General features: G+C 68.5%; 25 protein-coding genes and 3 pseudogenes. 21 read left to right on the top strand and 7 right to left on the bottom strand.

The genetic code is table 11. From position 1 onward, the window contains the following. Nucleotides 1-22 precede the first annotated feature (22 nt). From cimA to ABFB10_RS02450, 4 genes are read left to right on the top strand one after another with little or no spacing between them, the layout of a single operon-like run. A complete protein-coding gene (cimA, locus tag ABFB10_RS02465; RefSeq protein ID WP_347165229.1) occupies nt 23-1636 on the top strand; it encodes a citramalate synthase in 1614 nt (537 codons plus the stop codon). Continuing rightward, on the top strand, nt 1636-2352 hold the full coding sequence (locus tag ABFB10_RS02460; RefSeq protein WP_347165228.1) for a class I SAM-dependent methyltransferase: 717 nt from the start codon (nt 1636-1638) through the stop codon (nt 2350-2352). The genes cimA and ABFB10_RS02460 overlap by 1 nt, the downstream gene beginning before the upstream one ends. After that, nucleotides 2349-2525, top strand: a complete 177-nt coding sequence (locus tag ABFB10_RS02455; protein WP_347165227.1) for a hypothetical protein — start codon at nt 2349-2351, stop codon at nt 2523-2525. The genes ABFB10_RS02460 and ABFB10_RS02455 overlap by 4 nt, the downstream gene beginning before the upstream one ends. Beyond that, on the top strand, nt 2522-3130 hold the full coding sequence (locus tag ABFB10_RS02450; RefSeq protein ID WP_347165226.1) for a squalene/phytoene synthase family protein: 609 nt from the start codon (nt 2522-2524) through the stop codon (nt 3128-3130). Before ABFB10_RS02455 ends, ABFB10_RS02450 begins: the two co-directional genes overlap by 4 nt. A 501-nt stretch (nt 3131-3631) precedes the next feature. Here the strand turns inward: ABFB10_RS02450 and ABFB10_RS02445 are convergent. Beyond that, nucleotides 3632-4864 (bottom strand): MFS transporter, encoded by a 1233-nt coding sequence (locus ABFB10_RS02445; RefSeq protein WP_430522982.1) that lies wholly within the window; start codon nt 4862-4864, stop codon nt 3632-3634. 531 nt (nt 4865-5395) lie between these two features. Between ABFB10_RS02445 and ABFB10_RS02440 the strand changes: the two genes are divergently transcribed. The 5 genes from ABFB10_RS02440 to ABFB10_RS02420 all read left to right on the top strand — a co-directional run bounded on the left by ABFB10_RS02440 (nt 5396) and on the right by ABFB10_RS02420 (nt 9036). Further along, nucleotides 5396-6037 carry a DNA-3-methyladenine glycosylase family protein gene (locus tag ABFB10_RS02440; RefSeq protein ID WP_347165223.1) on the top strand — a complete coding sequence of 214 codons (642 nt, stop codon included), beginning with the start codon at nt 5396-5398 and terminating at the stop codon, nt 6035-6037. Continuing rightward, nucleotides 6034-6447, top strand: a complete 414-nt coding sequence (locus ABFB10_RS02435) for a hypothetical protein (protein WP_347165221.1) — start codon at nt 6034-6036, stop codon at nt 6445-6447. Before ABFB10_RS02440 ends, ABFB10_RS02435 begins: the two co-directional genes overlap by 4 nt. Before the next feature lie 48 nt (nt 6448-6495). Continuing rightward, nucleotides 6496-7161, top strand: a complete 666-nt coding sequence (locus tag ABFB10_RS02430; RefSeq protein ID WP_347165220.1) for an alpha/beta hydrolase — start codon at nt 6496-6498, stop codon at nt 7159-7161. A gap of 180 nt (nt 7162-7341) precedes the next feature. Beyond that, nucleotides 7342-8100: a hypothetical protein gene (locus tag ABFB10_RS02425; RefSeq protein ID WP_347165219.1), complete on the top strand. Its 759-nt coding sequence runs from the start codon at nt 7342-7344 to the stop codon at nt 8098-8100. A 351-nt stretch (nt 8101-8451) separates the two neighbouring features. Then, nucleotides 8452-9036, top strand: a complete 585-nt coding sequence (locus ABFB10_RS02420; protein ID WP_347165218.1) for an HNH endonuclease — start codon at nt 8452-8454, stop codon at nt 9034-9036. Nucleotides 9037-9519: 483 nt separating this feature from the next. On the opposite strand, the pseudogene ABFB10_RS02415 reads toward ABFB10_RS02420, so the two are convergent. From ABFB10_RS02415 to ABFB10_RS02400, 4 genes and pseudogenes are all read right to left on the bottom strand, one after another. Beyond that, nucleotides 9520-10048: pseudogene (locus ABFB10_RS02415) on the bottom strand (bactofilin family protein). Continuing rightward, entirely contained in the window at nt 10038-11345 is a 1308-nt protein-coding gene (locus tag ABFB10_RS02410; protein WP_347165217.1) for a DUF5930 domain-containing protein, read from the bottom strand. Before ABFB10_RS02410 ends, ABFB10_RS02415 begins: the two are co-directional and overlap by 11 nt. A 156-nt stretch (nt 11346-11501) precedes the next feature. Then, entirely contained in the window at nt 11502-12332 is an 831-nt protein-coding gene (locus tag ABFB10_RS02405) for a ferritin-like domain-containing protein (protein WP_347165215.1), read from the bottom strand. Between the two features lie 101 nt (nt 12333-12433). Continuing rightward, nucleotides 12434-12883 (bottom strand): peroxiredoxin, encoded by a 450-nt coding sequence (locus ABFB10_RS02400; RefSeq protein ID WP_347165214.1) that lies wholly within the window; start codon nt 12881-12883, stop codon nt 12434-12436. A gap of 742 nt (nt 12884-13625) precedes the next feature. Here ABFB10_RS02400 and ABFB10_RS02395 point away from each other — a divergent pair. The 6 genes and pseudogenes from ABFB10_RS02395 (at nt 13626) to lpdA (ending at nt 20886) form a co-directional block, all read left to right on the top strand. Continuing rightward, nucleotides 13626-16064: a YhdP family protein gene (locus ABFB10_RS02395; RefSeq protein WP_347165213.1), complete on the top strand. Its 2439-nt coding sequence runs from the start codon at nt 13626-13628 to the stop codon at nt 16062-16064. Continuing rightward, on the top strand, nt 16048-16302 hold the full coding sequence (locus ABFB10_RS02390) for a hypothetical protein (RefSeq protein WP_488175601.1): 255 nt from the start codon (nt 16048-16050) through the stop codon (nt 16300-16302). The genes ABFB10_RS02395 and ABFB10_RS02390 overlap by 17 nt, the downstream gene beginning before the upstream one ends. Before the next feature lie 17 nt (nt 16303-16319). Then, nucleotides 16320-17378, top strand: coding sequence for a tRNA preQ1(34) S-adenosylmethionine ribosyltransferase-isomerase QueA (gene queA / locus ABFB10_RS02385; protein ID WP_347165212.1), 1059 nt, complete (start codon nt 16320-16322; stop codon nt 17376-17378). 111 nt (nt 17379-17489) lie between these two features. After that, nucleotides 17490-18749, top strand: a complete 1260-nt coding sequence (locus tag ABFB10_RS02380; protein ID WP_347165210.1) for an MFS transporter — start codon at nt 17490-17492, stop codon at nt 18747-18749. A gap of 106 nt (nt 18750-18855) precedes the next feature. Continuing rightward, nucleotides 18856-19434, top strand: coding sequence for a DUF924 family protein (locus ABFB10_RS02375; RefSeq protein ID WP_347165209.1), 579 nt, complete (start codon nt 18856-18858; stop codon nt 19432-19434). A gap of 67 nt (nt 19435-19501) precedes the next feature. Beyond that, nucleotides 19502-20886: pseudogene (lpdA, locus tag ABFB10_RS02370) on the top strand (dihydrolipoyl dehydrogenase). A gap of 82 nt (nt 20887-20968) precedes the next feature. On the opposite strand, the gene ABFB10_RS02365 reads toward lpdA, so the two are convergent. Further along, on the bottom strand, nt 20969-21250 hold the full coding sequence (locus ABFB10_RS02365; RefSeq protein ID WP_347165207.1) for a hypothetical protein: 282 nt from the start codon (nt 21248-21250) through the stop codon (nt 20969-20971). Between the two features lie 6 nt (nt 21251-21256). Beyond that, the gene (locus ABFB10_RS02360) at nt 21257-21910 is read right to left on the bottom strand and encodes an alpha/beta hydrolase (protein ID WP_347165206.1); all 654 of its coding nucleotides are present in this window, start codon (nt 21908-21910) and stop codon (nt 21257-21259) included. 166 nt (nt 21911-22076) lie between these two features. On the opposite strand from ABFB10_RS02360, the gene iscR reads away from it, so the two are divergent. The 6 genes and pseudogenes from iscR (at nt 22077) to ABFB10_RS02330 (ending at nt 26137) form a co-directional block, all read left to right on the top strand. Then, a complete protein-coding gene (gene iscR, locus ABFB10_RS02355; protein ID WP_347165205.1) occupies nt 22077-22541 on the top strand; it encodes a Fe-S cluster assembly transcriptional regulator IscR in 465 nt (154 codons plus the stop codon). A 116-nt stretch (nt 22542-22657) separates the two neighbouring features. After that, nucleotides 22658-23702: pseudogene (locus tag ABFB10_RS02350) on the top strand (cysteine desulfurase family protein). A 16-nt stretch (nt 23703-23718) separates the two neighbouring features. Further along, nucleotides 23719-25251 carry a Fe-S cluster assembly protein SufB gene (gene sufB, locus ABFB10_RS02345; RefSeq protein WP_347165204.1) on the top strand — a complete coding sequence of 511 codons (1533 nt, stop codon included), beginning with the start codon at nt 23719-23721 and terminating at the stop codon, nt 25249-25251. A 51-nt stretch (nt 25252-25302) separates the two neighbouring features. Beyond that, on the top strand, nt 25303-25506 hold the full coding sequence (locus ABFB10_RS02340; RefSeq protein WP_347165202.1) for a hypothetical protein: 204 nt from the start codon (nt 25303-25305) through the stop codon (nt 25504-25506). Continuing rightward, nucleotides 25503-25829 carry an FkbM family methyltransferase gene (locus ABFB10_RS02335; RefSeq protein WP_347165200.1) on the top strand — a complete coding sequence of 109 codons (327 nt, stop codon included), beginning with the start codon at nt 25503-25505 and terminating at the stop codon, nt 25827-25829. Before ABFB10_RS02340 ends, ABFB10_RS02335 begins: the two co-directional genes overlap by 4 nt. Next, nucleotides 25826-26137, top strand: coding sequence for a heavy metal-binding domain-containing protein (locus ABFB10_RS02330; RefSeq protein WP_023852418.1), 312 nt, complete (start codon nt 25826-25828; stop codon nt 26135-26137). The genes ABFB10_RS02335 and ABFB10_RS02330 overlap by 4 nt, the downstream gene beginning before the upstream one ends. Nucleotides 26138-26230: the final 93 nt, after the last annotated feature.

The raw sequence follows: 26230 nt of genomic DNA, 5'->3' as shown, positions 1-26230 counted from the left end.
CCCGCCAGCAGGGAACCGCCGCATGACCCGCGAACGTCTCTACCTTTACGACACGACGCTGCGCGACGGGCAGCAGACGCAGGGCGTGCAGTTCTCCACCGCCGAGAAGCTGCGGATCGCCGAGGCGCTCGACCGGCTCGGCGTCGACCATATCGAGGGCGGCTGGCCCGGGGCGAACCCCACCGACAGCGCCTTCTTCGAGGAGGTCGGCCAGACCCGCGCCACGCTGACCGCCTTCGGCATGACCAAGCGGGCAGGCCGCTCTGCCGAAAACGACGACGTTCTGGCTGCGGTGATGAACGCGGGCACCGCCTCGGTCTGCCTTGTCGGCAAGACGCATGATTTCCACGTCACCACCGCGCTCGGCATCACGCTGGAGGAGAACGTCGAGAACATCCGCGCCTCTGTCGCGCATCTGGTGGCGCAGGGGCGCGAGGCGCTGCTGGACGCCGAGCATTTCTTCGACGGCTACAAGGCGAATCCCGCCTATGCGCTGGACTGTCTGAAGGCCGCGCAGGCTGCTGGCGCCCGCTGGATCGTGCTCTGCGACACCAATGGCGGGACATTGCCGCATGAGATCGGGCAGATCGTGGGGGCGGTGATCGCGGCGGGCATCCCCGGAGAGCGCCTTGGCATCCACACCCACAACGACACCGAGAACGCCGTTGCCGGGACGCTGGCCGCCGTCGATGCGGGCGTGCGCCAGATCCAGGGCACGCTGAACGGGCTGGGCGAGCGCTGCGGCAATGCCAACCTGACCTCGCTGATCCCGACGCTGCTGCTGAAGGAACCCTATGCCTCGCGCTATCAGACCGGCGTGACCATGGAGGCACTGGAGGGGCTGACCCGCACCAGCCGGATGCTGGACGACATCCTCAACCGCGTGCCGATGCGGCAGATGGCCTATGTCGGCTCTTCGGCCTTTGCGCATAAGGCGGGGCTGCACGCCAGTGCCATCCTCAAGGATCCGACCACCTACGAACATGTCGACCCGGGCGTGGTCGGCAACCGCCGCGTGGTGCCGATGTCGAACCAGGCGGGGCAGTCGAACCTGCGCCGCCGTCTCGCCGAGGCGGGGCTGGAGGTCGAACCGGGTAACCCGGCGTTGGCCCGCATCCTTGACCTGATCAAGACCCGCGAGGCCGAGGGCTATTCCTACGACACCGCGCAGGCCTCCTTCGAGCTGCTGGCGCGGTCGGAACTGGGCCTGTTGCCCGAGTTCTTCGAGGTCAAACGCTACCGGGTCGCCGTCGAGCGGCGGAAGAACAAATACGACCGGATGGTCTCGCTTTCCGAGGCGGTCGTGGTGGTGAAGGTCGATGGCGAGAAGAAGCTGTCGGTCTCCGAGTCGATGGACGAGGAGGGCTGCGACCGGGGTCCGGTGAACGCGCTGTCCAAGGCGCTGGCCAAGGATCTGGGCCGCTATCAGGCGCTGATCGACGACATGCGGCTGGTCGACTTCAAGGTCCGCATCACCCAGGGCGGGACAGAGGCGGTCACCCGCGTCATCATCGACAGCGAGGACGGCGAGGGCCGCCGCTGGGCCACCGTGGGCGTCAGCGCGAATATCGTCGACGCCTCCTTCGAGGCGCTGCTGGACGCGGTGCGCTGGAAGCTGGTGCGCGCGGGGGCGTGATGGACTGGGACGCCTTCTTCACCGTCCACAAGGACCTGCCGCGCGAAGGCCCCGGTGCCCCCGAAGATGTGGCATGGGCCTGCGCCCCGGCGGAGGTGCCCGAGGATGCGGCGATCTGCGACGCGGGTTCCGGCCCCGGCGGCGACGTGGCGGCGCTGCTCTCGGTAGCCCCCCGGGGCCATGTCGTGGCGGTGGACCTGCACTTCGGCGAGGCCGCCGACGCGCGCTTGGCGAACGAGCCCCGGGCGCGGGGCGTTTCCGCCGATTTCACGGCGCTGGAGGCCTTGCCCGAGGCGCCCTTCGACCTGATCTGGTGCGCAGGCGCGCTTTACTTCCTCGGTCTCGAAGAGGGGCCGAGCAGACTGGGCCGGGCGCTGAAACCGGCGGGCGTGCTGGCCTTCTCGGAGCCCTGCCGTTTCGTCGAGGCGCCCTCGCCAGAGGCAGGGGCGATCTTCGGTGGCTACCCGCTGCGCGATGCAGAGCAGATCGTCGCCATGGTCGAGACGCAGGGGTTCACGGTCTTGGGCCATCGCCGGGTGCCGGACGCGGGCTGGGAGGCCTATTTTCAGCCGCTGGAAGCCCGGATCGCAGCGCTGCGCCCCGGCGCTGATGCCCCCTTGGCCGCGATGCTGGATCAATGCGCGCAAGAGGCGGCGGCCTGGCGCGCGCACAGGGCCGAAGTCGGCTACCTGCTGGTGGTGGCGCGCCGGACATGAGTTTCGAACCCGGCACCGACCTTCATGCCTGCGCCGAACTGGTGCAGCGCGCCGACCCCGAGCGGTTCCGCGCCGTGATGGCGGCGCCGGTGGCGGCGCGGGCGGCGCTGTTTCCCATCTATGCCTTCAATATCGAGGTGGCGCGCGCACCCGGGTCACGGCAGAGCCGATGATCGCCGAGATGCGGCTGCAGTGGTGGCGCGATGCGCTGGACGAGATCCGCGCCGGCGGGGCGGTGCGCCGCCACGCGGTGGTGACGCCGCTGGCGCAGGTGCTGGACGCCGAAGGCGCGGGGCTGCTGGACGGGGTGGTCGAGGCGCGCAGGCTGGACATCGAGAAGGCGCCCTTTGCCAACCGGGGCGCCTTGATGGCCTACCTCGCCGCCACCGGGGGCGCCCTGATGCAGGCCGCCGCGCGGGCGCTGGGGGATCGCGACGGGCGGGCGGCGCTGGCTCTGGGAACGGGTTCGGCGCTGGCGGGCTACCTGCGCGCGGTGCCGGAACTGGAGGCGCGCGGCAAGCTGCCGCTGCCGGACGGGCGCCCCGAGGCCGTGGCGGACCTGGCGCGGCAGGGTCTGGCGCGACTGGCCGAGGCGCGCGCCCTGCGCGGCACGGTGGTGGGCGAGGCGCGGCCCGCCCTGCTGGCGGCGGCCATGGCGGCGCCGGTGCTGCGCCGTGCCTCTGACGCCCCGGCGCGGGTGGCGCAGGGTAGGCTGATGCCGCCAGAGGCGCAGGTCCGGGCGCGCTGGCTTTGGGTCGGGATGACCGGACGCTGGTAGGCTGTGCCAAGGCACCGGTGGGGGCGGCAGCGGGCGGATTGATGCCTTCAGAGGCACGGATCCGGGGGCGTTGCCTTGGGTCGGGGTGACCGGACGCTGGTCGGGGGAGCAGGCGCCCCGGCGCGGCTGGGCTGATGGTGCCGGAAGCGCGGGTCCGGGCGGGCTGTGCCGAGTCAGTATCACTGGATGCTGCGCCGTGCCTCTGACGCCCCGGCGCGGGTGGCAGAGGGCGGTTCTTTGCCGCCAGAGGCGCGGGGCCGGGCAGGCTGGCTTTGGGTCGCGGTGACCGGGGGGCCTGATCGCGGGGGGCTTTGCGCCGAGGTGATCGGGGGCGATGTCAGGGCGTGTCGGCCCGACCGGCTCTCGATCCGCCTCCGTCAGGGCGCCCGGATCTTGCGGCACCCCGGCGGCGCGAAAGGCAGCCTGTCACCGGATCGCTGCCCGAGGCTATCCGGGGCAGGGTGGGCTTCCAACCCATCCCACCTTGACCGGCGGGCCTGATCAGGTCGCGATGTCCTTCGGGCGCAGCACCAGCCAGATCAGCGCGCCGCCCGCCAGCACGAGGAAGGGCGCCATGGCGAGGTTGACCGCCAGCCAGCCCTGTTGTGCCGTCCCGCCCGAGCAGTTCATCAGCCCGCCCGAGGCCAGAGAGGCCGGGGTCACGCCGCCGAAGACCAAGAGGTCGTTCAGGCCCTGCATGCGCCCGCGCTCATGCGGCTCATGCGCGCCCGCCAGCATCGCCGTGGCGCCGATGAAGCCGAAGTTCCAGCCCAGGCCCAGAAGGATCAGCGCAAGGAAGAACTGTTCCAGCGCGACGCCCGACAGGGCCACCGCCCCGGCACCCGCAAGGATCAGCAGGCCCGCGGCCATGATCTTTTCCACCCCGAAACGGGCGATCAGGTGGCCGGTGAAGAACGAGGGCACGAACATCGCCAGCACATGGGCCGTGACCACATCCGCCGCGTCGCCCTTGTCAAAGCCGCAGCCGACCACGGCCAGCGGCGTCGAGGTCATGACAAGGTTCATCAGCGCGTAAGAGACCATGCCGCAGATCACTGCGACGGCGATGCGGGGCGTCTTCAGCAGCTCCAGCCGCGACCGACCCTTGGGTGCATCCGCAGAGGGCACCGGCGGGCGCGGAATGTCGAGGAACAGGAACAGCAGCGCGCCGATCAGGTTGATGGCGATGATCGCGCCATAGGTGCCGAGGAAGGGGATGACATAGGCATCCGCCGTGACCTTCACCAGCTGTGGCCCGATGATGGCCGAGGCCAGCCCGCCCGCCATGACGTAAGAGATCGCCTTGGGCCGGAAGTCGTCGGAGGCGGTATCGGCGGCGGCGAAGCGATAGAACCCCTGCGCCGACATGTAAATCCCGGTGATCAGCGACCCCAGCAGGAAAAGCGGGAAAGAGGCGGTATACAGCCCCGAGGCCCCGACCGCGCCGCCGAGGGCGCCCGCCAGCGCGCCCAGCGTAAAGCCTGCGCGGCGCCCGAAACGCTGCATCATGGCCGAGACCGGCGTCGCCGCCAGCATCGACCCCAGCACGATCATCGAGATCGGCAGCGTCGCGTAGCACAGGTTCGAGGCCAGCGATTGGCCCGCCAGCCCGCCGATGGTGAAGATCATCGGCATCTGCGCCCCCAGAAAGGCCTGCGCGCAGACCAGAACGGCGACGTTGCGACGGGCGCGGGGCGCGTCGGAGGAGGGGGAAGGGAGGGTCATATCGCTCATGGGGAATGCGTAGGCCGCGCCGCCGGGCTTCGCAAGGCCCGAAGCGCAGGGAGCGGTTCCCCGGGGCATAGAGCAGTCCCCCCGCCCGGCGCCGCGCCTGCCCGCCCGGGACCATCCCGCGCCGGGCGTGCGGTGGCGCCCGAAGGCACAAGACGCCAAGGCCGGGACCACGGCCCCCGAGGGCCGCAATGATCCGTCCGCGCAATCCCGGGGCTGCGGCGGCGACAGAGGGCGCAAGATGCGCAGGCGGCGACCATCGCACCCCGAGGCCGCAATGGCCCCCGAGGCAAACCCGGCGCGTGGCTTGCGACAGGGGCGCAAGACGCGAAAGCCACGAACTCGCCACACGGGGCCCCGATGATCCGCCCGCGCAACCCCGGAGCGGTGGCGGCTACCGAAGGCTCTAGACACGGATACCGGGACCACCGCACCCCGGGGCCGCAATGATCGCCCCTGCAATCCCGGGGCCGCCGGGACCGAAGGCGCAAGAGCCGGGTTGACGGGGGCCCGCGGCCCGGGTCACTCAGGGCCATGGATATGGAGCGGACAGAGCGGATCATTCGCGGCACGGACTGCGTGGCCGAGGGTGCGGCCTGGCTGGCCGCCCGCGACCCGCGCTTTGCCGCCGCGCTGACGCTGACCGGGCCGCTGCCCCTGCGCCTGCGCGACGACGGCTTTGCCCAGCTGCTGAGCGCGATCACCAGCCAGCAGGTCTCTGTCGCCTCGGCCCGGGCAATCTGGGCGCGGCTCGAAGAGGCGGGCCAGACCACCCCCGAGGCGATCCTTGACAGCGGCGAAGAGGCGTTGCGGGCGCTTGGCCTCTCGCGGCAGAAGGCGCGCTACGCGGTGGCGCTTGCCGAGGCGGGGCTCGACTACGAGGCCCTGCGCGGCCTGCCCACGCCAGAGGTGACGCGGCAGCTGGTCGCGGTGAAGGGGATCGGCATCTGGACGGCAGAGATCTACGCGATGTTCTCGCTGGGCCGGGCCGATGTCTTCGCGCCCGGGGACCTGGCCCTGCAGGAAGGCGCCCGGCTTTTGTTCGACCTGCCCGAGCGGCCCCGGGAAAAGGCGCTGCGGCAGATGGCCGAGGCCTGGTCGCCCCGGCGCTCGGTTGCCGCGCGGGTGCTCTGGGCCTATTACCATGTCATGAAGCAGCGCGAAGGCATCGCATGACGGTACGGATCGGGATACTGGCGGCGGCCATGACGCTTTGCGGCACGGCGGCCTTGGCGGGGTTCGACGCCCCGACCCTGTGCACCGGGTCCATGCGCTTCTACAACGAGGACGGCACCCACGAGACCTATGCCCTGCGCTTCGCGTTCGAAGGGCCGCGCTACCGCATCCAGGCCACCGGCGAAAGCGGCGAGATCGAGCCGACCGATGATCGCGGCCAATGCGCCGATTACCTCGACGCGGGCTGCCGGCATGCCTTTGCGATGGACGACGGCGGCACGGACCACTACGACTTCAGCCTGTCGGCGCGGGGGGAGGGCAGGTACCTCTACAGCGAGACATGGGCCGACGGGTTTTCCGGCAGCGCCCTTGTCGACTGCGCCGAGGCGGGCGCCGCGCCCACCAACTGACCGCCCGGCAGACCGGGCGAGGACGACAATCGGGAGACCACCGACACCATGACACGGGTACTGAACACCGGCCGCCGGGCGCCAGCCTCTGGAGAGTTGCGCTCTTGCGTGGTCTTTCTGCACGGCTACGGCGCCAATGGCGCCGACCTTCTGGGGCTGGCCGATCCGCTGAGCGAACACCTGCCGGACACGCTTTTCGTGGCGCCCGATGCGCCCGAGGCCTGCGCCGGGGCGCCCATGGGCTTCCAGTGGTTCCCGATCCCGTGGATCGACGGCTCGTCCGAGGAAGAGGCCATGGCGGGCATGGCCCGCGCGGTCGACGACCTGAATGCCTTCCTTGACGCGCTGATGGTGGACGAGGACCTGATGCCCGAGCAGGTGGCGCTGCTGGGCTTCTCGCAGGGCACGATGATGAGCCTGCATGTCGGGCCGCGGCGCGAGGACGAACTGGCCGGGATCGTGGGTTTCTCGGGGCGCCTGTTGCAGCCGGAACTGCTGGCCGACGAGGTGGTGACGAAGCCGCCGGTGCTGCTGGTGCATGGCGATCAGGACGACGTGGTGCCGCCGGATTCGCTGCCGCAGGCCGCCGAGGCGTTGCAGCAGGCCGGCTGGAAAGAGGTCTACGCCCATATCATGAAGGGCACGGCCCATGGCATTGCGCCGGACGGGCTGGGCGTGGCGCTGGCCTTCCTGCGCGACAAATGCGGGTTCTGAGCGGGTAAGGCGTTTCGAAACGCCTTCGAAGCGCCGTGGACGGCGCTTGCAAGCCGCTTCGAAGCGGCTTTGGCGCCCGTGGCAAGGGAACGCCTATCGCGCAGACGTGCAGGCAGCAGGCCTTGTCAGCTTCTGGCCTGCTGTTACCTCTGGGTCCGAGCAGCGGAATGGAGAATTCGGATGACAGGTCCTTTCGGAACATCGCTTCGGGGCCTTGCCCTTGCCGCCATGGGCAGCCTGCCCATGGCCGGACAGGCGATGGCGCAGGAGGCGGGGCTTTGCGACTACAAGCCTTCGATCCTTGCCGGGGCGGCTGTCCAGAAAGCAGGTGAGGCGGGCAAGGCGCTGGCGCCGGTGGCCCGAGAGGGCGCGCGCGCCGCCGGGCAGTGGATGCTGATGCACCCGGGCCAGAGCGTCTCGCTGATCTCGGGCGCGGCGGGCACCGCCTCGGGTACGGCGGCTGGGGCCGGGGGTGTCGCGGCCACCGTGACCTCGATCGTGACCGCGCCGGTGACCCTTGCGGTGGGGGCCGTGACCTTCGCCGCGGCGGGCGGCTACGAGGGCGCCTGCTACTTCAAGGTGGACCGGGTGACGGATGCCGAGGCGGTGCGTGCCATCATCGACAACATCACCCTGACCGACCCGCTGGTCTGGACGCGCAACACCAACAAGGGGCCGGTGATGGTGCTGGCCGGGCCGGAGGGGGAAACGGTTTACCCGATCCGCCAGCTGTATATCGCGGACGGTGTGCTGAAGGTCCGCAACTGGGGCCTGAACGCGACGCTGGGGCCGGTGGCTTTCGTGGAGCCGGCGGCAGCGGTGGCGCCACCCGCGGCGGCAGGGGTGGAGGGGGCCCCGGCAGAGGCAGAGGCGCCGCCCGCGGCGGCAGAGGTGGTCCCGCCTGCGGCGGCAGAGCCGGAGACCCGGACGGAAGACTAGGGGCCGCCGCGCCATCGCGGGCAATCCGGTATCCGGGCAGGTCCCGGCGCCGTCTCCTGCAGTCCGGCGCCATGGCCCGGGGCGCGGGCCAGAGACCGCAGGCGCCGCCGGACCCCGGGTTCTGGGCTGGGATTGGGCCATCCGCCAGGCGACAGTTTGCGGTTCCGCCGCCCGAAAAGCGCATGTTGCCTGTCACACGCACATTACAAATGCAGGGTAGCCCTCTGTCACGACACTGCATGTTGCGGGACTTGTCAGAAGCCCGACGCGATATATAGTGATCATGGTAAGGGGCGGGGCGTCCCGCTCCGGCTTGAAAACGAGCAGACGGAGCGGAGGACGAGTCCCGTCATGAACCCAGAGTTCAGAACGAATTTCGTACGTGAACCGGGGGCATTGAAACAGCACCCGGCCTTGGTGCTGAATGCGGATTACAGGCCGCTGTCCTATTACCCGCTGTCGCTCTGGCCATGGCAGGACGCGGTCAAGGCGGCCTTTCTTGACCGGGTGGACATCGTGGCCGAATACGACGAGGTCGTCAGAAGCCCGAGTATGAGCATCAGGATACCCTCGGTGGTGGTCCTGAAAGATTTCGTGAAACCTCAGAAGCGCGTGGCATTCACGCGCTTCAATCTTTTTCTGAGGGACGAATTCCGCTGCCAGTACTGCGGCGCCAAGTCGGAACTGACCTTCGATCACGTGGTTCCGCGCGCCTCGGGCGGGATCACCAGCTGGGAGAACGTCGTCGCCGCCTGCGCGCCCTGCAACCTGCGCAAGGGCTCGAAAAGCCTGCGGCAGGCGAAGATGTCGCTGTACAAGACCCCGCGTCCGCCAAGCGCCGGAGAGCTGCTGAACATGGGTCGCCGCTTCCCGCCCAACCACCTGCACGAAAGCTGGATGGACTTCCTGTACTGGGATGCCGAACTGGAGGCCTGACGGGACTGTTTTCCGGCCGACACGATCTCTGGGACAGGGAAGCAGAGGTGTTTTCCGAAGCCGCGATGCGGGCGCATTCGGTGTCACGGGCCGGGGGCCGTCGATCGCGGGCTGCCCGCTGATGCGCCGGGGCCTATGCCAGCGCCCTGCGCGCAGCCCCGGGGCCAATCGAAAAGAGACACGGGGTTGGCGTTGCCCTCGATCCCCGGGGATCGGCTGCTGGGCGCGCGGGCCTCTCGATGGCCGAAAGCAGCGCCTTAGTGTCGCCATCGGCGTTGAGGCGGACAGCCACAGGATGCAGCGGCGCCCCGGAACTGGGGCCAGCGCGACCTCGCGTGCAGGGCCGGAGAGGCGATGAACAGGCTGGCGGAGGGGGCAGCAGCGACGCGGGTATGGCGGCCCTTCGGTCGGGCTGCCGCCAGAACAGCAAAAGGCCCCGCCGATGGCGAGGCCCGTGATCGGAAAATCCGGTGCTGCTGCGGATCAGCCGTTCTGCTGGGCGGCGGCAGGCGCGGGCGCGGCACCGGGCTGCCCGGGCTGCTGGCCGGGCTTGGCGCGGCCACCGTTCAGCGGGTCGTCCTGACGCTGCACCGAACCCTCGAAATGGGCGCCGGATTCGATTGCGATGGTCTTGTGGATGATGTCGCCCTCGACCCGCGCGGTCGCGGTCAGGCGGACCTTCAGGCCGCGCACGCGGCCCACGATGCGGCCATTCACCACGACGTCGTCGGCGATGACCTCACCCTTGATGGTGGCGCTTTCGCCGATGGTCAGCAGGTGGGCGCGGATGTCGCCCTCGACCGTGCCCTCGACCTCGGATATCGCCGGTGGTCTTGATGTTGCCCGTGACGTGCAGGTCCTGGCTCAGCACCGACGCGGGCGGCTTGGCCTTGGGCGCGGCGGGGGTCGCGGGCTTGTAGTCTCCGACCGGCGACTTCGGTGCATCCATGGCAGCAGTCTTGCCTTCGTCGGGCTTATGTCCCGGCTCGTTGATTTTGCTCTTAGAAAACATCGTTAGCAGCCTTGATATAGGTCATGGGGTTGACGGGTTTGCCACCGACACGGACCTCGTAGTGGAGGTGCGTCCCGGTCGACCGTCCGGTGTTCCCCATATCACCTATCCGATCCCCGCGCGAGACCCTTTGGCCGACCTTCACGCGGATTTTGGACTGGTGCGCATAGCGTGTCTCGATGCCGAATTCATGCTGGATCTTCACGAGACGCCCGTAGCCCGAGGACCAGCCGGCGTGGGTCACGACGCCGTCGGCGGTGGCGTAGATCGCGGTGCCGTGCGGCGCGGCGAAATCGGTGCCCGCGTGCAGGCGGCCCCAGCGGTAGCCGAAGCCCGAGGTGAAGCGGAAGGCATCCTTGAGCGGCGAGGCGAAGGGCGCCTTCTGGGCCGCGATGCGGTACATGTTCAGCCGGTCCATCTGGTTCAGGATCCGGTTGGCGCGCATCATGTCTTCGGTGGGCTGCTCGCCCCGTGTCGAGAAGGACAGCGGCGTCAGCGGACCGCCCTGTCCAGAATAGCCCTTGCGCACCTGTCCGAGAATGCGGTCGGGGTCCATCCCGGCCTTCTCGAACATCCGGTCGAGCGGCTTGACGGAGACGGTCATCGCCTCTTCCAGCTGGCGGAAGATGCGGTCGTTCTTCTCCTCCATCAGCTCGATCTCTGCCTCCATCTCGGCGGCACGGACCAGCGCAAGCTGCGCGTCGGCGACAACCTTGTCGCGTTCCTCGGCGGTGCGGGCCAGCGCGTCGGACAGGATGCCGACCTGGCCATCGTCGTGACCGGCAGCGGCCAGCGGCACGCCGCCCTCGATGCTGTCCTGCAGGGAGGCAAGCCGGTCGCTGACGTCCTGCCGGGCCTTCATGGTGTCGCGCAGGGTGGCCTGGATCACGTCGATGCCGGTCTCGAGCTCGCGGCGGCGGGTCTCGGATTGCAGAAGCTCGGTCTGCATGACCGAGATCTGGCGGAGAGCGGCATTGAAGCGATCCTGGGCGGCCAGCGCCTCGGCGGCGCGGGTGTCGCGTTCGCCCGACAGGGCATTGAGACGCTGCTGGTAGGTGATCTGTTCGCGGCGGGCCTGCTCGCGGAAGTTGCCGGCGCCGATCGAGTCCATCAGCAGCACGGCGGTGGCGATGGTGGTCCAGCCAACCAGTAGAGAGACGCCGGTGAAGGCAATGGCCTGGGTCTCGGGTCGCAGCCGGATGAAGCGGGTCTCGCTGTCCGATCGCAGGAAAAGCCGGCGCTCCGGGAAGAAACCCTCCAGAAGCGCGTGTGTCTTTATCGCCAGACGTGTTCTCACCTGGTGTCCCCTAAGTCGTCCCAACAAAGACGCTCGGTTCCCCATCCGGCGCCTTGCAAAGGGGCTTATCGGCGCAATTGTCACGACGCAAGATTTTTGGTCCGGCGATTCGCTTTGACCGGCAGGATGTGGCCAAAGCGGCAAAAAACCGCTTATTCAACGGCTTCGCTTGGGGATCTCGTCCGCCAGGGGCCAGTAGAAGTCCGGAGGCAGCCCGGCCTCGGCCCGTTTCTCTTCGTTGAACGGCGGCTTCAAGGCCCCGTGGAAATATTTCCCGACCAGTGTGTGAAAGACGTCTTTCGGGTCATGGTCGTGCCGTCCGCAGAGGAAATGGAACCACTTTGACCCATAGGCCACGTGCCCGACCTCTTCGGCATAGATGGTCTTCAGCGCCGCGACCGCGCTCTCGGCCCCGGCCTTTTCGAAGACAGCGATCATGCCCGGGGTGACGTCCAGGCCGCGCGCCTCCAGCACCATGGGCACCACGGCAAGGCGCCCCATGAAGTCCTCCGCCGTATCCTCTGCGGCGCGCCACATGCCGGCATGGGCGGGCAGGGCGCCGTAGTGGCTGCCCATCTCTTCGAGGCAGTCGCAGACCAGGTTGAAGTGCTTGGCCTCCTCGTCGCCGCATTTCACCCAGTCGTCGTAGAAACCCATGGGCATGGGAATGTCGGTAAAACGCGCAAGGATGTCCCAGTGCAGGTCCACCGCGTTCAGCTCGATATGGGCGACCGCGTGCAAGAGCGCGATCCGCCCCTGCGGCGAGCCGGGCCGGCGCCGCGGCACGTCGCGCGGATCCAGCAGCGCGGGCTCGGCGGGCCGGGCCGGACGCATCGGCGGCGCGGCCCGGCCCAGCGGGATCACGCGCCCCTCGGCCCGGGCGGCGAACCAGGTGGCCGCGTGGCGCCGCGCCAGCGCCGTCTTGGCGCGCCCCTCCGCCGTGGTCAGCACCTCGACGGCCATTTCGCTCAATGTCTGCCCGGACATGCCGCCGCTCCTGCTTCTTCTGTCCAAAAATATCCCGGGGAGTCCCGAAGGGACGGGGGCAGAGCCCCCGCACCGCCCGCATAGGGCAGAAAGGCCGGGGTTTACAGTGCCTTCACCGCCTCCAGCACCTCTTCGGCATGGCCCGGCACCTTCACCTTGCGCCACTCCTTCGCGATCCGCCCCTCGGCGTCGATCAGGAAGGTCGAGCGTTCGATGCCCATGAAGGTCTTGCCGTACATCTTCTTTTCCTTCCACACCCCGAAGGCTTCGGACAGGTCGGACCCCTCGTCCGACAGCAGCGGCACGGTCAGGGCCTTCTTGGCCATGAACTTCTCGTGACTGGCAAGGCTGTCCTTCGAGATGCCGTAGACCTTTGCGCCCGCCGCCTCGAAGGCGGGCTTCAGCGCGGAAAAGGCCTCGTTCTCCTTGGTGCAGCCCGAGGTGTCGTCGCGCGGGTAGAAGAACAGCACCACCGGGGCCCCGCGCAGGGCCGATAGGGTGACCTCTCCCTCCGTCGAGGGCAGCGTGAAATCGCGAACCGTGTCTGTCATGCCTGTCTCCTGTCGTGGCTTGCGCTATACTCGCGGTCAAACTCGGCCTGACAGGGCCGGGGTCAAGGCCAAATCGAACAGAGCGGGCAGGTATTGAGCGCGGACCGGACCCCAGAACAGCCGCAGCAGAAGGCGGCGCAGGATCGCCGGACGCGGCGCAGGCGCCGTCGTCGCCGGGGCGGCTTTGCCGTTCTGCTGGTGCTTTTCGTGCTGACCGCCGGGGCCGGGCTGGGGGCGCTCTGGGCGGTGGGCAGGCCGGTGGATGCGCCGCCATGGGTGCGCGACCGCATAGAGGCGCGGCTGACCGACAGCCTTCCGGGGCTGGATATCGACTTTGGCCGGATGAGCCTGCTGATCCAGCGCAGCGGCCTTGCGCGGGTCATCCTTTGGGACGTCGAGATCGACAACGACCGGGGCGAGCGCATCGCGCAGCTTGCGGATATCGAGGCGGGCCTGTCGCCCTCGGCGCTGTTGCGCGGGCGTGTCGCGCTGCGCGAGGTTCAGGTGTCCGGCGCCTTCCTCACCATGACCCGCGACCCGCAGGGGCGCTTCGGACTGGCGCTTGGCGATGCCTTCGCCGCCGGGACAGAGGTGCCCGACGTGGCGCAGATGATCGAGCCGCGTCGACAGGCTGCTTCAGGATCCGCGCCTTGCCGGGCTCGACCTCTTCGAGGCAGACGGCCTGACCCTGCGCTTCGAGGACCAGCGCGCGCGGCGCGGCTGGACGGCGGACGGCGGGCGGGTGCAGCTTCTGCGCGACGCCGACAGGCTGCACCTTGCGGGCGACGTGGCGCTTCTGGGCGGCGGTTCGGGCGTGGCCACGGTGGAGCTGGATGCCTCCAGCCCATTCGGCGAGAACCGGCTCGACTTCGCCCTGTCGCTGCAGAACCTGCCCGCGCAGGACATCGCCACGCAGACCCCCGCGCTGGCCTGGCTGGGCGATGTCGAGGCGCCGATCTCGGGCTCCCTGCGCTCGGCCTTCGAAGCGGACGGCAGCCTTGGCCCGATGCAGGCGCGGCTGGAAATCGGCGCCGGGGTCCTGCAACCCAACCGGGCCACCCGGCCGCTGAAGTTCGACGGCGCGCATACGGTTTTCGCCTTCGATCCAGACAGCGGCATCCTGACCTTCGACGAGGCGGAGGTGGACACCAGCCTGGGCCGGATCGGCGCCCGCGGAGAGGCGCGGCTGCGCGGGCTGGACAGCGGCTGGCCCGAGGGGCTGACCGGCCAGTTCACCCTGCGCGACGCGGAGCTGGCGGGCGGCCTGCTGATGGACCGCGCCATCGCGGTCTCGGGGGCCAGTCTCGCCTTCAAGGTCGACCTCGCGCCCTTCACCTTCACCCTGGGCGCGCTGCGGTCGACCGATCCGCGCTTTCCGCTTCAGGCGAAGGGCCGGGCAGAGGCGCGGCCCGACGGCTGGGACCTGAGCCTCGACACCACGGTGAGCCGGACCACCGCCGCGCATGTTCTGGCCTACTGGCCGGAAGACTTCCGCCCGAACACCCGGCGCTGGGTGGCCGAGAACGTCCGGTCCGGCATCCTGCACGACATCGCCTTCGCGCTGCGCCTTGCGCCGGGCGTCGAAGAGCCCGAGACCTTCCTCGACCTTTCCTTCTCGGAGGGGCAGCTGACCTACAACCGGCGCCTGCCCGCGGTGCAGGGCGGGTCGGGTCGCCTGACCATTCAGGGGCAGCGGCTGGGCGTGCGGGTCGACAGCGGCCTGATCGAGCCCGAGCAGGGCGGCGCGCTCGACGTCGCGGGCAGCGCCTTCGTCATCTCCGACCTGAAGGCCCAGCCGCAGGTCGGAGAGATCCGCCTGAATGCGAAGGGCAGCGCCACCGCCGCCCTGTCCTATCTCGACAACGAGGCCTGGCGGATCCTGGAAAAGACCGGGCGGGACGCCTCTCTGGCCACCGGGCGGGCCGAGGTCACCGGGCGCATCGCGCTGCCGCTGATCCGCGGCCTGAAGCTGCCCGAGGTTACGCTGGATCTTGCCGGGACGCTGCACGACGTCGAAAGCGACCAGCTTGTCGCGGGCCGGGTGCTGGCCGCCGAACGGCTGGAGATGCGCACCGATGGCGACAGCCTGCGCATCGGCGGCGATGTCACGCTCGACGGGGTCGCCGCGACCGGCACATGGAAGCAGCCGCTGACCGGCGGTGGCGACGGGCAGGTGACGGCAGACGTCGCGCTGAGCGCGGCCAACCTCGCGACGCTGGGGGTTTCCCTGCCCCGGGGCATGGTCTCGGGCAGTGGCCGGGGCGCGCTGACGGTCGACCTGCCCAAGGGCGCCGCGCCGCGCTTTGCGCTGGAAAGCAACCTTGCGGGGCTGGCCCTGGGCATTCCGCAGATCGGCTGGTCGCTGGGCCGGGGAAGCACCGGGCAGCTGCGCGTCTCGGGGGCGCTGACGCAGCCCGTGACGGTGGACCGCCTCGCGCTCTCGGGCGGCGGGCTGGAGGCGGAGGGCCGCCTGCATCTGGCCCCCGGCGGCGCGCTGGACCGGCTGGACCTCAGCCGCCTCAGTGTCGGCGGCTGGATGGATGTGGCCGGGCGCCTGCGCGGGCGCGGCGCCGGGCAGGCTCCGGCGGTCGAGCTGACCTCTGGCAGCATCGACCTGCGCCGCGCGCCCTTCGGGATGGGCGGTGGATCGGGCTCCGGTGGCGGGGCGGGCGGCGGGGCGCCGCTGTCGCTGGCGCTGGACCGCTTGCAGGTGACCGACAGCATCGAGCTGCGCGACTTCCGCGGCACCTTCGCCACCGCGCGCGGGCTGGAAGGCCGTTTCGAGGGCGCGCTTGCGGGCCGCGCGCCGATCAAGGGCGAGGCGGTGCCCCAGAACGGCGCTGCCGCCTTCCGCATCCGGGGCGAGGACGCGGGCGACGTGCTGCGCTACGCGGGCTTCCTGAAGACGGTGCAGGACGGCACCTTCAGCCTCGGACCTCGCGCCGCTGCGGGGGCAGGCGGGCAGCTTCGACGGGTTGCTGCGGATCGAGGGCGCGCGCCTGCAGAAGGCGCCCATCGTCGCCTCGCTGCTCGATGGTATCAGCGTCGTCGGCCTGATCGACCAGCTGAACGGCCCCGGCATCTTCTTTTCCGAGGTCGAGGCGCGCTTCCGCCTGTCGCCGTCGCGGGTGGTGGTCTCGCGCTCCAGCGCGGTGGGCCCCTCCATGGGCATCTCGCTTGATGGCTATTACGACCTCGCGGCGCGGCAGATGGACATGCAGGGGGTGCTGTCGCCGATCTACATCGTCAATGGCATCGGGCGGATCTTCTCGCGCAAGGGCGAGGGGCTGATCGGCTTCAACTTCAACCTGCGCGGCGCGGTGGACGCGCCAAGGGTTGCGGTCAATCCGCTTTCGGTGTTCACGCCGGGCATGTTCCGCGACATCTTCCGGCGCCCGCCGCCAGAGCTGTCGCAATAAGCCCGGCGGAGCCTGCAATGAAACTCAGCGATTTCGACTTCGACCTGCCTGAAAGCCTGATTGCCACGCGGCCCGCGCGGCCCCGGTCCTCGGCGCGTCTGCTTGTGGCGGAGGGCGATGCCCTCACCGATGCGGTGGTCACGGACCTGACCCGCTGGCTGCGCCCCGGCGACCGGCTGATCCTCAACGATACCAAGGTCTTGCCGGCGCGACTTCACGGGATACGCAAACGCTCTGGCGAGGCCGGAGAGACCGAGGCCCGTATCGACGTGACCCTGCTGGAGCCGCAGGCGGGTGGCGCGTGGACGGCGCTGGTGAAGCCGCTGAAGAAGGTGCGAGACGGTGAAGACATCATTTTTTCCAGCGACTTGTCCGCCACTCTTGAGGCGCGACACGAAGGGCAGGCCGTGCTGCGCTTCAACCTGACCGGCGAGGATTTCGACGCGGCCCTGAACGCGGCGGGCGCGATGCCGCTGCCGCCCTACATTGCCGCGAAACGGGCCGCAGACGCGCAGGACCACGAGGATTACCAGACCGTCTGGGCGCGCCATCGCGGCGCGGTCGCCGCGCCCACGGCCTCGCTGCATTTCGACGCCCCGCTGCTGGAGCGGCTGCGCGCGCATGGCGTGGACTTCACCCATGTCACGCTGCACGTGGGGGCGGGCACCTTTCTGCCGGTCAAGGTCGAGGATGTGACGACGCACCGGATGCACGGCGAATGGGGCGAGGTCACCGAAGAGGCCGCCGCCGAGATCGCCGCGACCCGCGCGGCGGGCGGGCGGATCATTCCCGTCGGCACCACGGCGCTGCGGCTGATCGAGACCGCCGCGCGGTCTGGCCGGATCGCGCCCTATGCGGGGGTGACGGATATCTTCATCTATCCGGGTTTCACCTTCCACGTGACCGACGCGCTGATGACGAACTTCCACCTGCCGAAATCGACGCTGCTCATGCTGGTTTCCGCCCTCATGGGGCAGGAGCGGATGCGCCGGGTCTACGATCATGCCGTCACCGAGGGGTACCGGTTCTTTTCCTACGGCGATGCCTCGCTGCTGATCCCGCCGGATCGCGCCTGATCCCGGAAAGCTGGTCGCTTCGCGACACCGAATCGTGGCAGGGGTCGCTAAGCGACCAGAGCGCGCCGCCCGGTTCCTGACAGACCCGGGGTTCAAGACACCGGAGGTCCCATGTACCACGTCATCACCACCGCCTGGCCGCTGCTGCTGGGCATGCTGCTTCTGATGGTGGGCAACGGCCTGCAGGGCTCGTTGCTGGGTGTGCGCGGCTCGGCAGAGGGCTTTTCCGCGGCGACCATGTCGATCGTCATGGCGGGTTACTTCGCGGGCTTCCTGATCGCCTCGCGCAGCGTGCCGAACATGATCCGCCGCGTCGGGCACGTTCGGGTCTTCGCCGCGCTGGGGTCCTTCATCTCGGCGGCGCTGATCCTGTTTCCGGCCTTCCGCGACCCCATCGCATGGACGCTGGGCCGGGTGGTCCCGGGGTTCTGCTTCTGCGGGGTCTACATCACCGCCGAAAGCTGGCTGAACAACGCCACATCGAACGAAACCCGGGGCCAGACGCTGTCGGCCTACATGATCGTGCAGATGGCGGGCATCATCATCGCGCAGGGCGTTCTGCTGATCCCGGATGCCACGGGCTTTTTGCTGTTCGTCATCCCCTCGGTGCTGGTTTCGATCTCTTTCGCGCCGATCCTGCTGACGATCCAGCCCACCCCGGCCTTCGAATCCACCAAGCCCAAGACCCTGAAAGAGCTCTACGCCGTCTCGCCGCTGGGCATGGTGGGCATGTTCCTGCTGGGCGGGGTCTTCTCCGCGCAGTTCGGCATGGCGGCGGTCTACGGCACGCAGGCCGGGCTGACGCTGGGGCAGATCTCGATCTTCGTCGCCACCTTCTACATCGGCGCGCTCTTGATGCAGTATCCGCTGGGCTGGCTGTCGGACCGCTTCGACCGGCGGCGGCTGATCATGATGGTGGCCGCGCTCGGCGCCGCGGCGGCGGCGGTGGCGATCTTCGCGGGCGGGGCCTTCCCCATCCTCGTGACCTGCGCCTTCGTGGTCGGCGGCTGTTCCAACCCGCTGTATTCGCTGCTGATCGCCTATACCAACGACTTCCTCGAGCCGGAGGACATGGCCGGTGCCTCGGCCGGTCTGCTGTTCGTGAACGGCGTGGGCGCCGTGGCCGGCCCGCTGATCATCGGCTGGGGCATGCAACAGATCGGCCCCGCGGGCTTCTTCGTGCTGATCACCGTGCTGATGTCGGCGGTCTCGCTTTACGCGCTGTACCGGATGACGCAGCGGCCCGCGCATTCGGTCGAGGAGCAGACCGCCTATGCCAAGGTCATGCCCTCCGCCTCGCCCATCGCGGTCGAGATTGCGCAGGACTACTACATCGACCGGTCCGGTGACGAAGAGGAAGAAGAGGAGTGACGCCCCCGATCTGTCAGACATTGACAGAATTCGTGATTGGGGTCAGGGCCTTCGCTCGCATAATGCTTGGACCTGTGGAGCGGGTCATGTGTGACTGGAGAGGACGATGACAAAGCCCGAAGAGGTTCTGGGATTCTGGCTCGACGAGGTCGGAGCCAAGGGGTGGTACGCGCAGGACGACGCGCTTGACGCGGAGATCACCGCGCGTTTCGGTGCCGCGTGGGAAGGGCTGATGGAGGGGCGTTTCGGCCTGTGGCTGACGCATCCCAGCGGCGTTCTGGCCTATATCATCCTGGCCGATCAGTTCCCCCGCAACATGTTCCGTGGCGAGGCCCGGGCCTTTGCCTCGGACCGGGTGGCGCTGGCGGTGGCCAAGCAGGCGATCCATCGCGGCTGGGACATGAAGATCGACGGGCCCGCGCGGCAGTTCTTCTACCTGCCGCTGATGCATTCGGAAAACCTCTGCGATCAGGACCGCTGCGTGCGCCTGATCAAGGAGCGTCTGGACGGTGGCGACAACCTGCTGCACGCGCGCGTGCATCGCGAGGTGATCCGCCAGTTCGGGCGCTTCCCCTACCGCAATGCGGCGCTGGACCGGCGCACCACGGCGGCAGAGGCCGAATTCACCGAGAACGGCGGATACGGCGCGCTTCTGCGCGAGGTGCAGGCGGTCGAGGCCGCCTGACGCTTTCGCTTTGCTCCCGCGCCCTCCGTCCCGTAGCCTTGGGCGGATGGCGGCAGGGAGGGCACGCATGGCTTCGCAGACATTCGACATGGTGGTGGTGGGCGCAGGCCCCGGGGGCTATGTCGCCGCCATTCGCGGCGCGCAGCTTGGCCTGACGGTCTGCGTGGTGGAACGCGAGCACCTCGGCGGCATCTGCCTGAACTGGGGCTGTATCCCGACCAAGGCGCTTCTGCGTTCTGCCGAGGTCTTTCACCTGATGCAAAGGGCCGGGGAATTCGGCCTGACGGTACCGAGGGGCTGGGCTTCGACCTGGACAGGGTGGTGGCGCGCTCGCGCGGGATCGCGAAGCAGCTGAACCAGGGTGTCGGGCATCTGCTGAAGAAGAACGGGGTCACCGTTGTGATGGGCGAGGCGCGGCTGGAGGGTCCGCGCCGCGTGGTGGTCGGAGACCGCGTGCTCGAGGCCGGTGCGGTGGTGCTGGCCACCGGGGCCCGCGCCCGGGACCTGCCGGGGCTGGAGGCCGACGGCAAGCGGGTCTGGAGCTACCGCCACGCGCTGCAGCCGCCGCATATGCCCAAACGCCTGCTGGTTATCGGCTCGGGCGCCATCGGGATCGAGTTCGCCAGCTTCTACAATGCGCTCGGCGCCGAGGTGACGGTGGTCGAGGTGATGGACCGCATCCTGCCCGCCGAGGATGCCGAGATCGCCGCCTTTGCCGGGAAGCAGTTCGTGAAGCAGGGCATGACGGTGCTGGAGGGGGCGACGGTCACCGCGCTGGACCGGCAGGCGGGGGAGGTTGTGGCCTCTGTGGATAAATCTGGGGATAAGTCAAGCATCGAGGTCGATGCAGTGATTTCGGCGGTCGGAATTGTCGGAAATGTGGAAGGTCTGGGACTTAAAGAGTTGGGCGTGCGGGTCGAGAAGACCCATGTCGTGACCGACCGCCACTGCCGCACCGGGGTCGACGGGCTTTATGCCATCGGCGATCTGGCCGGGGCTCCCTGGCTGGCGCATAAGGCCAGCCACGAGGGGGTCATGGTGGCCGAGCTGATCGCGGGGGGCGATCCGCACCCGGTCGCGCCGGACAGCATCGCCGGCTGTACCTATTGCCAGCCTCAAGTCGCCTCGGTCGGACTGACCGAGGCAGAGGCAAAGGCCGCGGGGCACGAGATCCGCGTCGGGCGCTTCCCCTTCATCGGCAATGGCAAGGCCATCGCGCTGGGAGAGGCGGAGGGCATGGTCAAGACGATCTTCGATGCGAAGACCGGCGCGCTTCTGGGCGCCCATATGGTCGGCGCCGAGGTGACGGAGCTGATCCAGGGCTACGTGATCGGGCGGCAGCTGGAGACCACCGAAGAGGACCTGATGCAGACGGTCTTTCCGCACCCGACCCTGTCGGAGATGATGCACGAAAGCGTTCTGGATGCATGGGGCCGGGCGATCCACTTCTGAGCCCGGGCACCCGGCCTGCGGGGGTGCCGAATTCCGGTGCGGAATTCGGGCCGGTTTCTTTGCAAGAAACCGGCGCCCGGCCTCAGAGGTGCTTGTTGTCGGTGCCCGGGGCCAGCGCCTCGGGCAGATCCTCGCCGCGCCGCCTGGCGTCAAGGGCGCGCTCGACATGCTCGTTCAGGAAACTCCGCGCCCGGCGCTCGGCCAGCCGGATGCGCACCGCGGCGCGGAAGATTTCCTCTGACGAGGGCGAAGAGGCGCCCAGCACCGCCGCCACCTGATCCGGCAGGTTCTCGTCGCCGAGTGCGTCCATCGCCTTGATGGTGTCGCGGGCCAGCTTGTCTGCAAGATCGTCGACGACGGACATAGGCGTTTACCTCGTGGTTTCGGTCAGGCGCCGCTTCACGTAGCCGGTGACCGAGCCGATCATCGTGTCCATGTGCGGATCCTCGAAGAAATGGCCGGAGCCGTCGATTTCCTCGTGGGTGATCGAGATGCCCTTCTGCTCGTGCAGCTTGTTGACCAGGCCGCGCGTGTCGGCGGGCGGCGCAACGCGGTCGTTGGTGCCGTTGATGATCAGTCCCGACGAGGGGCAGGGCGCGAGGAACGAGAAGTCGTACATGTTGGCGGGCGGGGAGACCGAAACGAAGCCGGTGATCTCGGGGCGCCGCATCAGGAGCTGCATGCCGATCCATGCGCCGAAGGAGAAACCGGCGACCCAGCAATGCTTGGAGTTCTGGTTCATCGACTGCAGGTAGTCGAGGGCCGAGGCCGCGTCGGACAATTCGCCCACGCCCCGGTCGTATTCGCCCTGGCTGCGGTCGACGCCGCGGAAGTTGAACCGCAGCACCGTGAAGCCCATCTTGTAGAAGGCGTAATGCAGGTTGTAGACCACCTTGTTGTTCATCGTCCCGCCGAACTGCGGGTGCGGATGAAGCACGATGGCAATCGGCGCATCGCGGTCTTTTTGCGGATGGTAACGGCCTTCGAGGCGGCCTTCGGGTCCGGGAAAGATGACCTCGGGCATGGGGTGGTGGCACTCCTGTACGTGATGTCCGGGCCGGCAGGGGCGCATTCTTGACGCATCCGCTCTGCCACCTTAGACAATTTCCGATCCGGGCTGCCCGGGTCGGGGCTTTGCAGCAGATAGGCAATCGGGCCGTCAAGGTCAAATTGTTCCGGGGGAACCGCGCATGAAGCTGAGTACAAAGGGCCGCTATGCCATGGTGGCGCTGGCCGATATCGCCCTGCAGGCGGAGGATGCGCTGGTGACGCTGGCGGATATCTCGCGCCGTCAGGACGTGTCGCTGTCCTACCCGGAACAGCTGTTCGTGAAGCTGCGCCGCGCCGGGCTGGTGGAATCGGTGCGCGGGCCGGGCGGCGGCTACCGGCTGGCGCGCTCGGCCAGCGATATCCGCATCGTCGACGTGCTGGCGGCGGTCGACGAGACCGTGGATGCGATGCACAAGGGGGCGGGCGCCTCGGGGGGCATGTCGGGATCCAAGGCGCAGTCCATGACCAACCGGTTGTGGCAGAGCCTGTCGGCGCAGGTCTATGTCTTTCTGCACCAGACGCGGCTGTCGGACGTGGTGGGCAACGGCCTTGCGCCATGCCCGGCGGTGCCGAACCTGTTTGCGGTGGTGGACGACGACCGCTAGAGGGGCGCCTGATGCGGGTTCGGGACCGGGGCGCTGCCGTCGCCATTGTCTCTCGGACCAATGGCGCGACAATGGCGACCCCGGAATAATTTTGGACAGAAGAAGCAGGGGCGCGCGTGGAACGGGTCTATCTTGACTGGAATGCGACGGCGCCTTTGCGGGCCGAGGCGCGCGAGGCGATGGTCCGGGCGATGGACCTGGTCGGCAACCCCTCCTCGGTGCATGCCGAGGGGCGGGCGGCGAAGTCGCTGGTCGAGAAGGCCCGGGCGCAGGTTGCGGCGGCCTTCGGGGCGGAGGGGGCGGATGTGGTGTTCGTCTCCGGCGCCACCGAGGCGGCGGCGCTGGCCTGTGCGGGGCGGGGCCTTCTGGCGGGGGATGTGGAGCACGATGCGGTGGCGGCACTGGGTCGATCCGGTGCTGCCGGTGTCGCGGGACGGGGCCGTATCGGTCGGGGATCCGGGACGGGTGGCGCTGCAGGCGGCCAATTCCGAAACCGGCGTCGTGCAGGTTCTGGCGCAGGGGCTGGCGGTGGTGGATGCCACGCAGGCCTGGGGCAAACTGCCGCTGGCCTTCAACTGGATGGGCTGCCAGATGGCGTTGGCTTCGGCGCACAAGCTGGGCGGGCCGAAGGGGATCGGTGCGCTGATTCTGCGGCGCGGGACCGACCTGGCGGCGCAGATCCGCGGCGGCGGGCAGGAAATGGGGCGGCGCTCGGGCACCGAAAACATCATAGGAATCGCAGGGTTCGGCGCGGCGGCAGAGGCGGCGGCGCGCGATCTGGCGGAGGGGGCTTGGGAAAGCGTTGCAAAACTTAGAGCGATTCTAGAAAATGGGATTGAGGTTGCGTCAAAAGAGACTATTTTTGTCGGGAAAGACGCGGATCGCCTGCCGAACACCTCTTGTTTTGCCACCCCCGGGTGGAAGGGAGAGACGCAGGTGATGCAGATGGATCTGGCGGGCTTCGCGATCAGCGCGGGCAGCGCCTGTTCGTCCGGCAAGGTCCGCGCCAGCCGCGTGCTGCGCGCGATGGGATATGACGAGGTCACGGCAAGCTCGGCCATCCGGGTGAGCCTTGGACCCTCGACGACGGAAGATGAGGTCGCGCGCTTCTGCGAGGCACGGGAACAGAAGGTTCGGCGGCACCGCGCGCGGTCCGCCTGATAGGAAGGGTATACGCATGACGGCGTTCGACAAGGTGACGGTCAAGGACGGTGTGGATCAGCAGACGGTGGATGCCGTCGAGCAGGTGTCCACCTACAAGCACGGCTGGAATACCGAGATCGAGATGGAATACGCGCCGAAGGGGCTGACCCCGGACATCGTGCGCCTGATTTCGGAGAAGAACGAAGAGCCGCAGTGGATGACCGACTGGCGTCTGGCGGCCTACGACCGCTGGCTGCAGAAGGAAGAGCCCGACTGGGCCATGGTCGACTACCCCGAGATCGACTTCCAGAACCAGTATTACTATGCCCGTCCCAAGAGCATGACGGAGAAGCCGAAGTCGCTGGACGAGGTCGACCCCAAGCTGCTGGAGACCTATGAAAAGCTGGGCATTCCGCTGAAGGAGCAGATGATCCTGGCAGGCGTCGAGGGCGCCGAGGCGACCCCGGCGGATGCGCGCAGCTCGAACCGCAAGGTGGCGGTGGACGCGGTCTTCGACTCGGTGTCCGTGGGCACGACCTTCCAGAAGGAGCTGCGCGAGGCAGGGGTCATCTTCTGCTCGATCTCCGAGGCGATCCGCGAGCATCCCGAACTGGTGAAGAAATACCTCGGCTCGGTGGTTCCGGTGTCGGACAACTTCTATGCCACGCTGAATTCGGCCGTGTTCTCGGACGGCTCCTTCGTCTACGTGCCGCCGGGCGTGCGCTGCCCGATGGAGCTGTCGACCTATTTCCGCATCAACGCCGAGAACACCGGCCAGTTCGAGCGGACGCTGATCATTGCCGACAAGGGCAGCTACGTGTCCTACCTCGAGGGTTGCACCGCGCCGCAGCGCGACACCGCGCAGCTGCATGCGGCGGTGGTCGAGATCATCGTCGAGGAAGACGCCGAGGTGAAATACTCCACGGTGCAGAACTGGTTCCCGGGCGACGAGAACGGCAAGGGCGGCATCTACAACTTCGTGACCAAGCGCGCCGATTGCCGGGGTGACCGGGCCAAGGTGATGTGGACGCAGGTGGAAACCGGCTCTGCGGTGACCTGGAAATACCCGTCGTGCATCCTGCGCGGGGCGGAATCGCAGGGCGAGTTCTACTCGATCGCGATCACCAACGGGCACCAGCAGGCCGACACCGGCACCAAGATGATCCATCTGGGCCGCGATACGAAATCGCGGATCGTGTCCAAGGGCATCAGTGCGGGGGTGGCGCAGAACACCTATCGCGGGCTGGTGTCGATGCACCCGAAGGCGAAGAATTCGCGCAACTACACCCAGTGCGACTCGCTGCTGATCGGCGACAAGTGCGGCGCGCATACGGTCCCGTATATCGAGGTGAAGAACAACTCGAGCCGCGTCGAGCATGAGGCCACAACGTCCAAGGTGGACGACGACCAGCTGTTCTACTGCCGCCAGCGCGGCATGGACGAGGAAGAGGCCGTCGCTCTGGTGGTCAACGGCTTCTGCCGCGAGGTGCTTCAGGCACTGCCGATGGAGTTCGCCATGGAAGCGCAGCAGCTGGTTGCGATTTCGCTGGAAGGCTCGGTGGGCTGACGGGGCCGGGGGCGGTTCGCCGTCCCGCTCTGCGCTGCGGAAGGTTGTGACATGACCGGAACCCTCTCCATGGCCGCGCCCGAGACGACGGGAGCCGAGTACTTCGACCTCGGCGCCGCGCAGGTCACGGTGATTGAGCCGATCCCGCTGGCGCCTCTGGTCGCGAATGTGGTGCCGAACGGGCTGACCGGTGTGAACCGCATGGAGGCGCCCGGCATCGTGCTGGGCGCCGAAAGCGAGGGGGCCCCTTCATGAAGCGCCGCGACCGCAACCTTGGCGGCACCAAGATGCTGCGCGGCAAGGGCGCCGATCTTCAGGTCGATGCGGGCGATGTGCTGTTTGCGGAGGACCGCTTCGACCTGATCAAGATCGACGTCGAGGGCATGGAGATGGAGGTGCTGGCGGGGCTGGAACCGACCGTGGCCCGCTGCCGCCCGCTGATCTTCATCAAGGTGGAGGATGCCAATGCCGGGGCTTTCCGGGCATGGGCGGCAGAGCGGGGCTACACCCCGGTCTGCGACAAGCGCCACTATGGCGGCAACATGAACTTCCTGATGAAACCCGGAGCGGCCTCATGATCGTCACCACCACACCCACCGTCGAAGGTTACCAGATCGCCGAGTACAAGGGCATCGTCGTGGGCGAGGCGATCCTTGGGGCGAACGTGTTCCGCGACATCTTTGCCGGGATCACCGACATCATCGGCGGACGCTCGGGGGCCTACGAGGCCTCGCTGCAAGAGGCCCGCGACACCGCCCTGCGAGAGCTGGAAGAGCGCGCCGCAAGCCGGGGTGCCAATGCGGTGGTCGGCGTCGATCTCGATTACGAGGTCATCAACAACATGCTCATGGTCTCGGCCAGCGGCACCGCCGTGGTGCTGGGCTGAGGCCGCCGAACCCCGCGCCGGATGGCGCATGACGAACCCCGCGCGCCCCGGCGCGCAACCTGAACACCGCGCAGGAGTCTGCGCAACACGAAC

The sequence above is a fragment of the Ponticoccus litoralis genome (assembly GCF_039769985.1).
GTDB classification, from domain to species: Bacteria; Pseudomonadota; Alphaproteobacteria; order Rhodobacterales; family Rhodobacteraceae; genus Ponticoccus; species Ponticoccus litoralis.
This window is presented reverse-complemented; position numbering and strand designations above follow the sequence as displayed.

Bases quoted from the DNA above. Each gene is read 5' to 3' on its own strand.
- ABFB10_RS02400 (WP_347165214.1), bottom strand. From the start codon at position 12,883: ATGACAGACACGGTTCGCGATTTCACGCTGCCCTCGACGGAGGGAGAG.
- ABFB10_RS02405 (WP_347165215.1), bottom strand. From the start codon at position 12,332: ATGTCCGGGCAGACATTGAGCGAAATGGCCGTCGAGGTGCTGACCACG.
- queA (WP_347165212.1), top strand. From the start codon at position 16,320: ATGAAACTCAGCGATTTCGACTTCGACCTGCCTGAAAGCCTGATTGCC.
- ABFB10_RS02425 (WP_347165219.1), top strand. From the start codon at position 7,342: ATGACAGGTCCTTTCGGAACATCGCTTCGGGGCCTTGCCCTTGCCGCC.
- ABFB10_RS02390 (WP_488175601.1), top strand. From the start codon at position 16,048: ATGGGCATCTCGCTTGATGGCTATTACGACCTCGCGGCGCGGCAGATG.
- ABFB10_RS02435 (WP_347165221.1), top strand. From the start codon at position 6,034: ATGACGGTACGGATCGGGATACTGGCGGCGGCCATGACGCTTTGCGGC.
- ABFB10_RS02360 (WP_347165206.1), bottom strand. From the start codon at position 21,910: ATGCCCGAGGTCATCTTTCCCGGACCCGAAGGCCGCCTCGAAGGCCGT.
- ABFB10_RS02365 (WP_347165207.1), bottom strand. From the start codon at position 21,250: ATGTCCGTCGTCGACGATCTTGCAGACAAGCTGGCCCGCGACACCATC.
- ABFB10_RS02460 (WP_347165228.1), top strand. From the start codon at position 1,636: ATGGACTGGGACGCCTTCTTCACCGTCCACAAGGACCTGCCGCGCGAA.
- ABFB10_RS02340 (WP_347165202.1), top strand. From the start codon at position 25,303: ATGACCGGAACCCTCTCCATGGCCGCGCCCGAGACGACGGGAGCCGAG.
- ABFB10_RS02445 (WP_430522982.1), bottom strand. From the start codon at position 4,864: ATGAGCGATATGACCCTCCCTTCCCCCTCCTCCGACGCGCCCCGCGCC.
- iscR (WP_347165205.1), top strand. From the start codon at position 22,077: ATGAAGCTGAGTACAAAGGGCCGCTATGCCATGGTGGCGCTGGCCGAT.
- sufB (WP_347165204.1), top strand. From the start codon at position 23,719: ATGACGGCGTTCGACAAGGTGACGGTCAAGGACGGTGTGGATCAGCAG.
- ABFB10_RS02330 (WP_023852418.1), top strand. From the start codon at position 25,826: ATGATCGTCACCACCACACCCACCGTCGAAGGTTACCAGATCGCCGAG.
- ABFB10_RS02430 (WP_347165220.1), top strand. From the start codon at position 6,496: ATGACACGGGTACTGAACACCGGCCGCCGGGCGCCAGCCTCTGGAGAG.
- cimA (WP_347165229.1), top strand. From the start codon at position 23: ATGACCCGCGAACGTCTCTACCTTTACGACACGACGCTGCGCGACGGG.
- ABFB10_RS02335 (WP_347165200.1), top strand. From the start codon at position 25,503: ATGAAGCGCCGCGACCGCAACCTTGGCGGCACCAAGATGCTGCGCGGC.
- ABFB10_RS02420 (WP_347165218.1), top strand. From the start codon at position 8,452: ATGAACCCAGAGTTCAGAACGAATTTCGTACGTGAACCGGGGGCATTG.
- ABFB10_RS02455 (WP_347165227.1), top strand. From the start codon at position 2,349: ATGAGTTTCGAACCCGGCACCGACCTTCATGCCTGCGCCGAACTGGTG.
- ABFB10_RS02380 (WP_347165210.1), top strand. From the start codon at position 17,490: ATGTACCACGTCATCACCACCGCCTGGCCGCTGCTGCTGGGCATGCTG.
- ABFB10_RS02450 (WP_347165226.1), top strand. From the start codon at position 2,522: ATGATCGCCGAGATGCGGCTGCAGTGGTGGCGCGATGCGCTGGACGAG.
- ABFB10_RS02440 (WP_347165223.1), top strand. From the start codon at position 5,396: ATGGATATGGAGCGGACAGAGCGGATCATTCGCGGCACGGACTGCGTG.
- ABFB10_RS02375 (WP_347165209.1), top strand. From the start codon at position 18,856: ATGACAAAGCCCGAAGAGGTTCTGGGATTCTGGCTCGACGAGGTCGGA.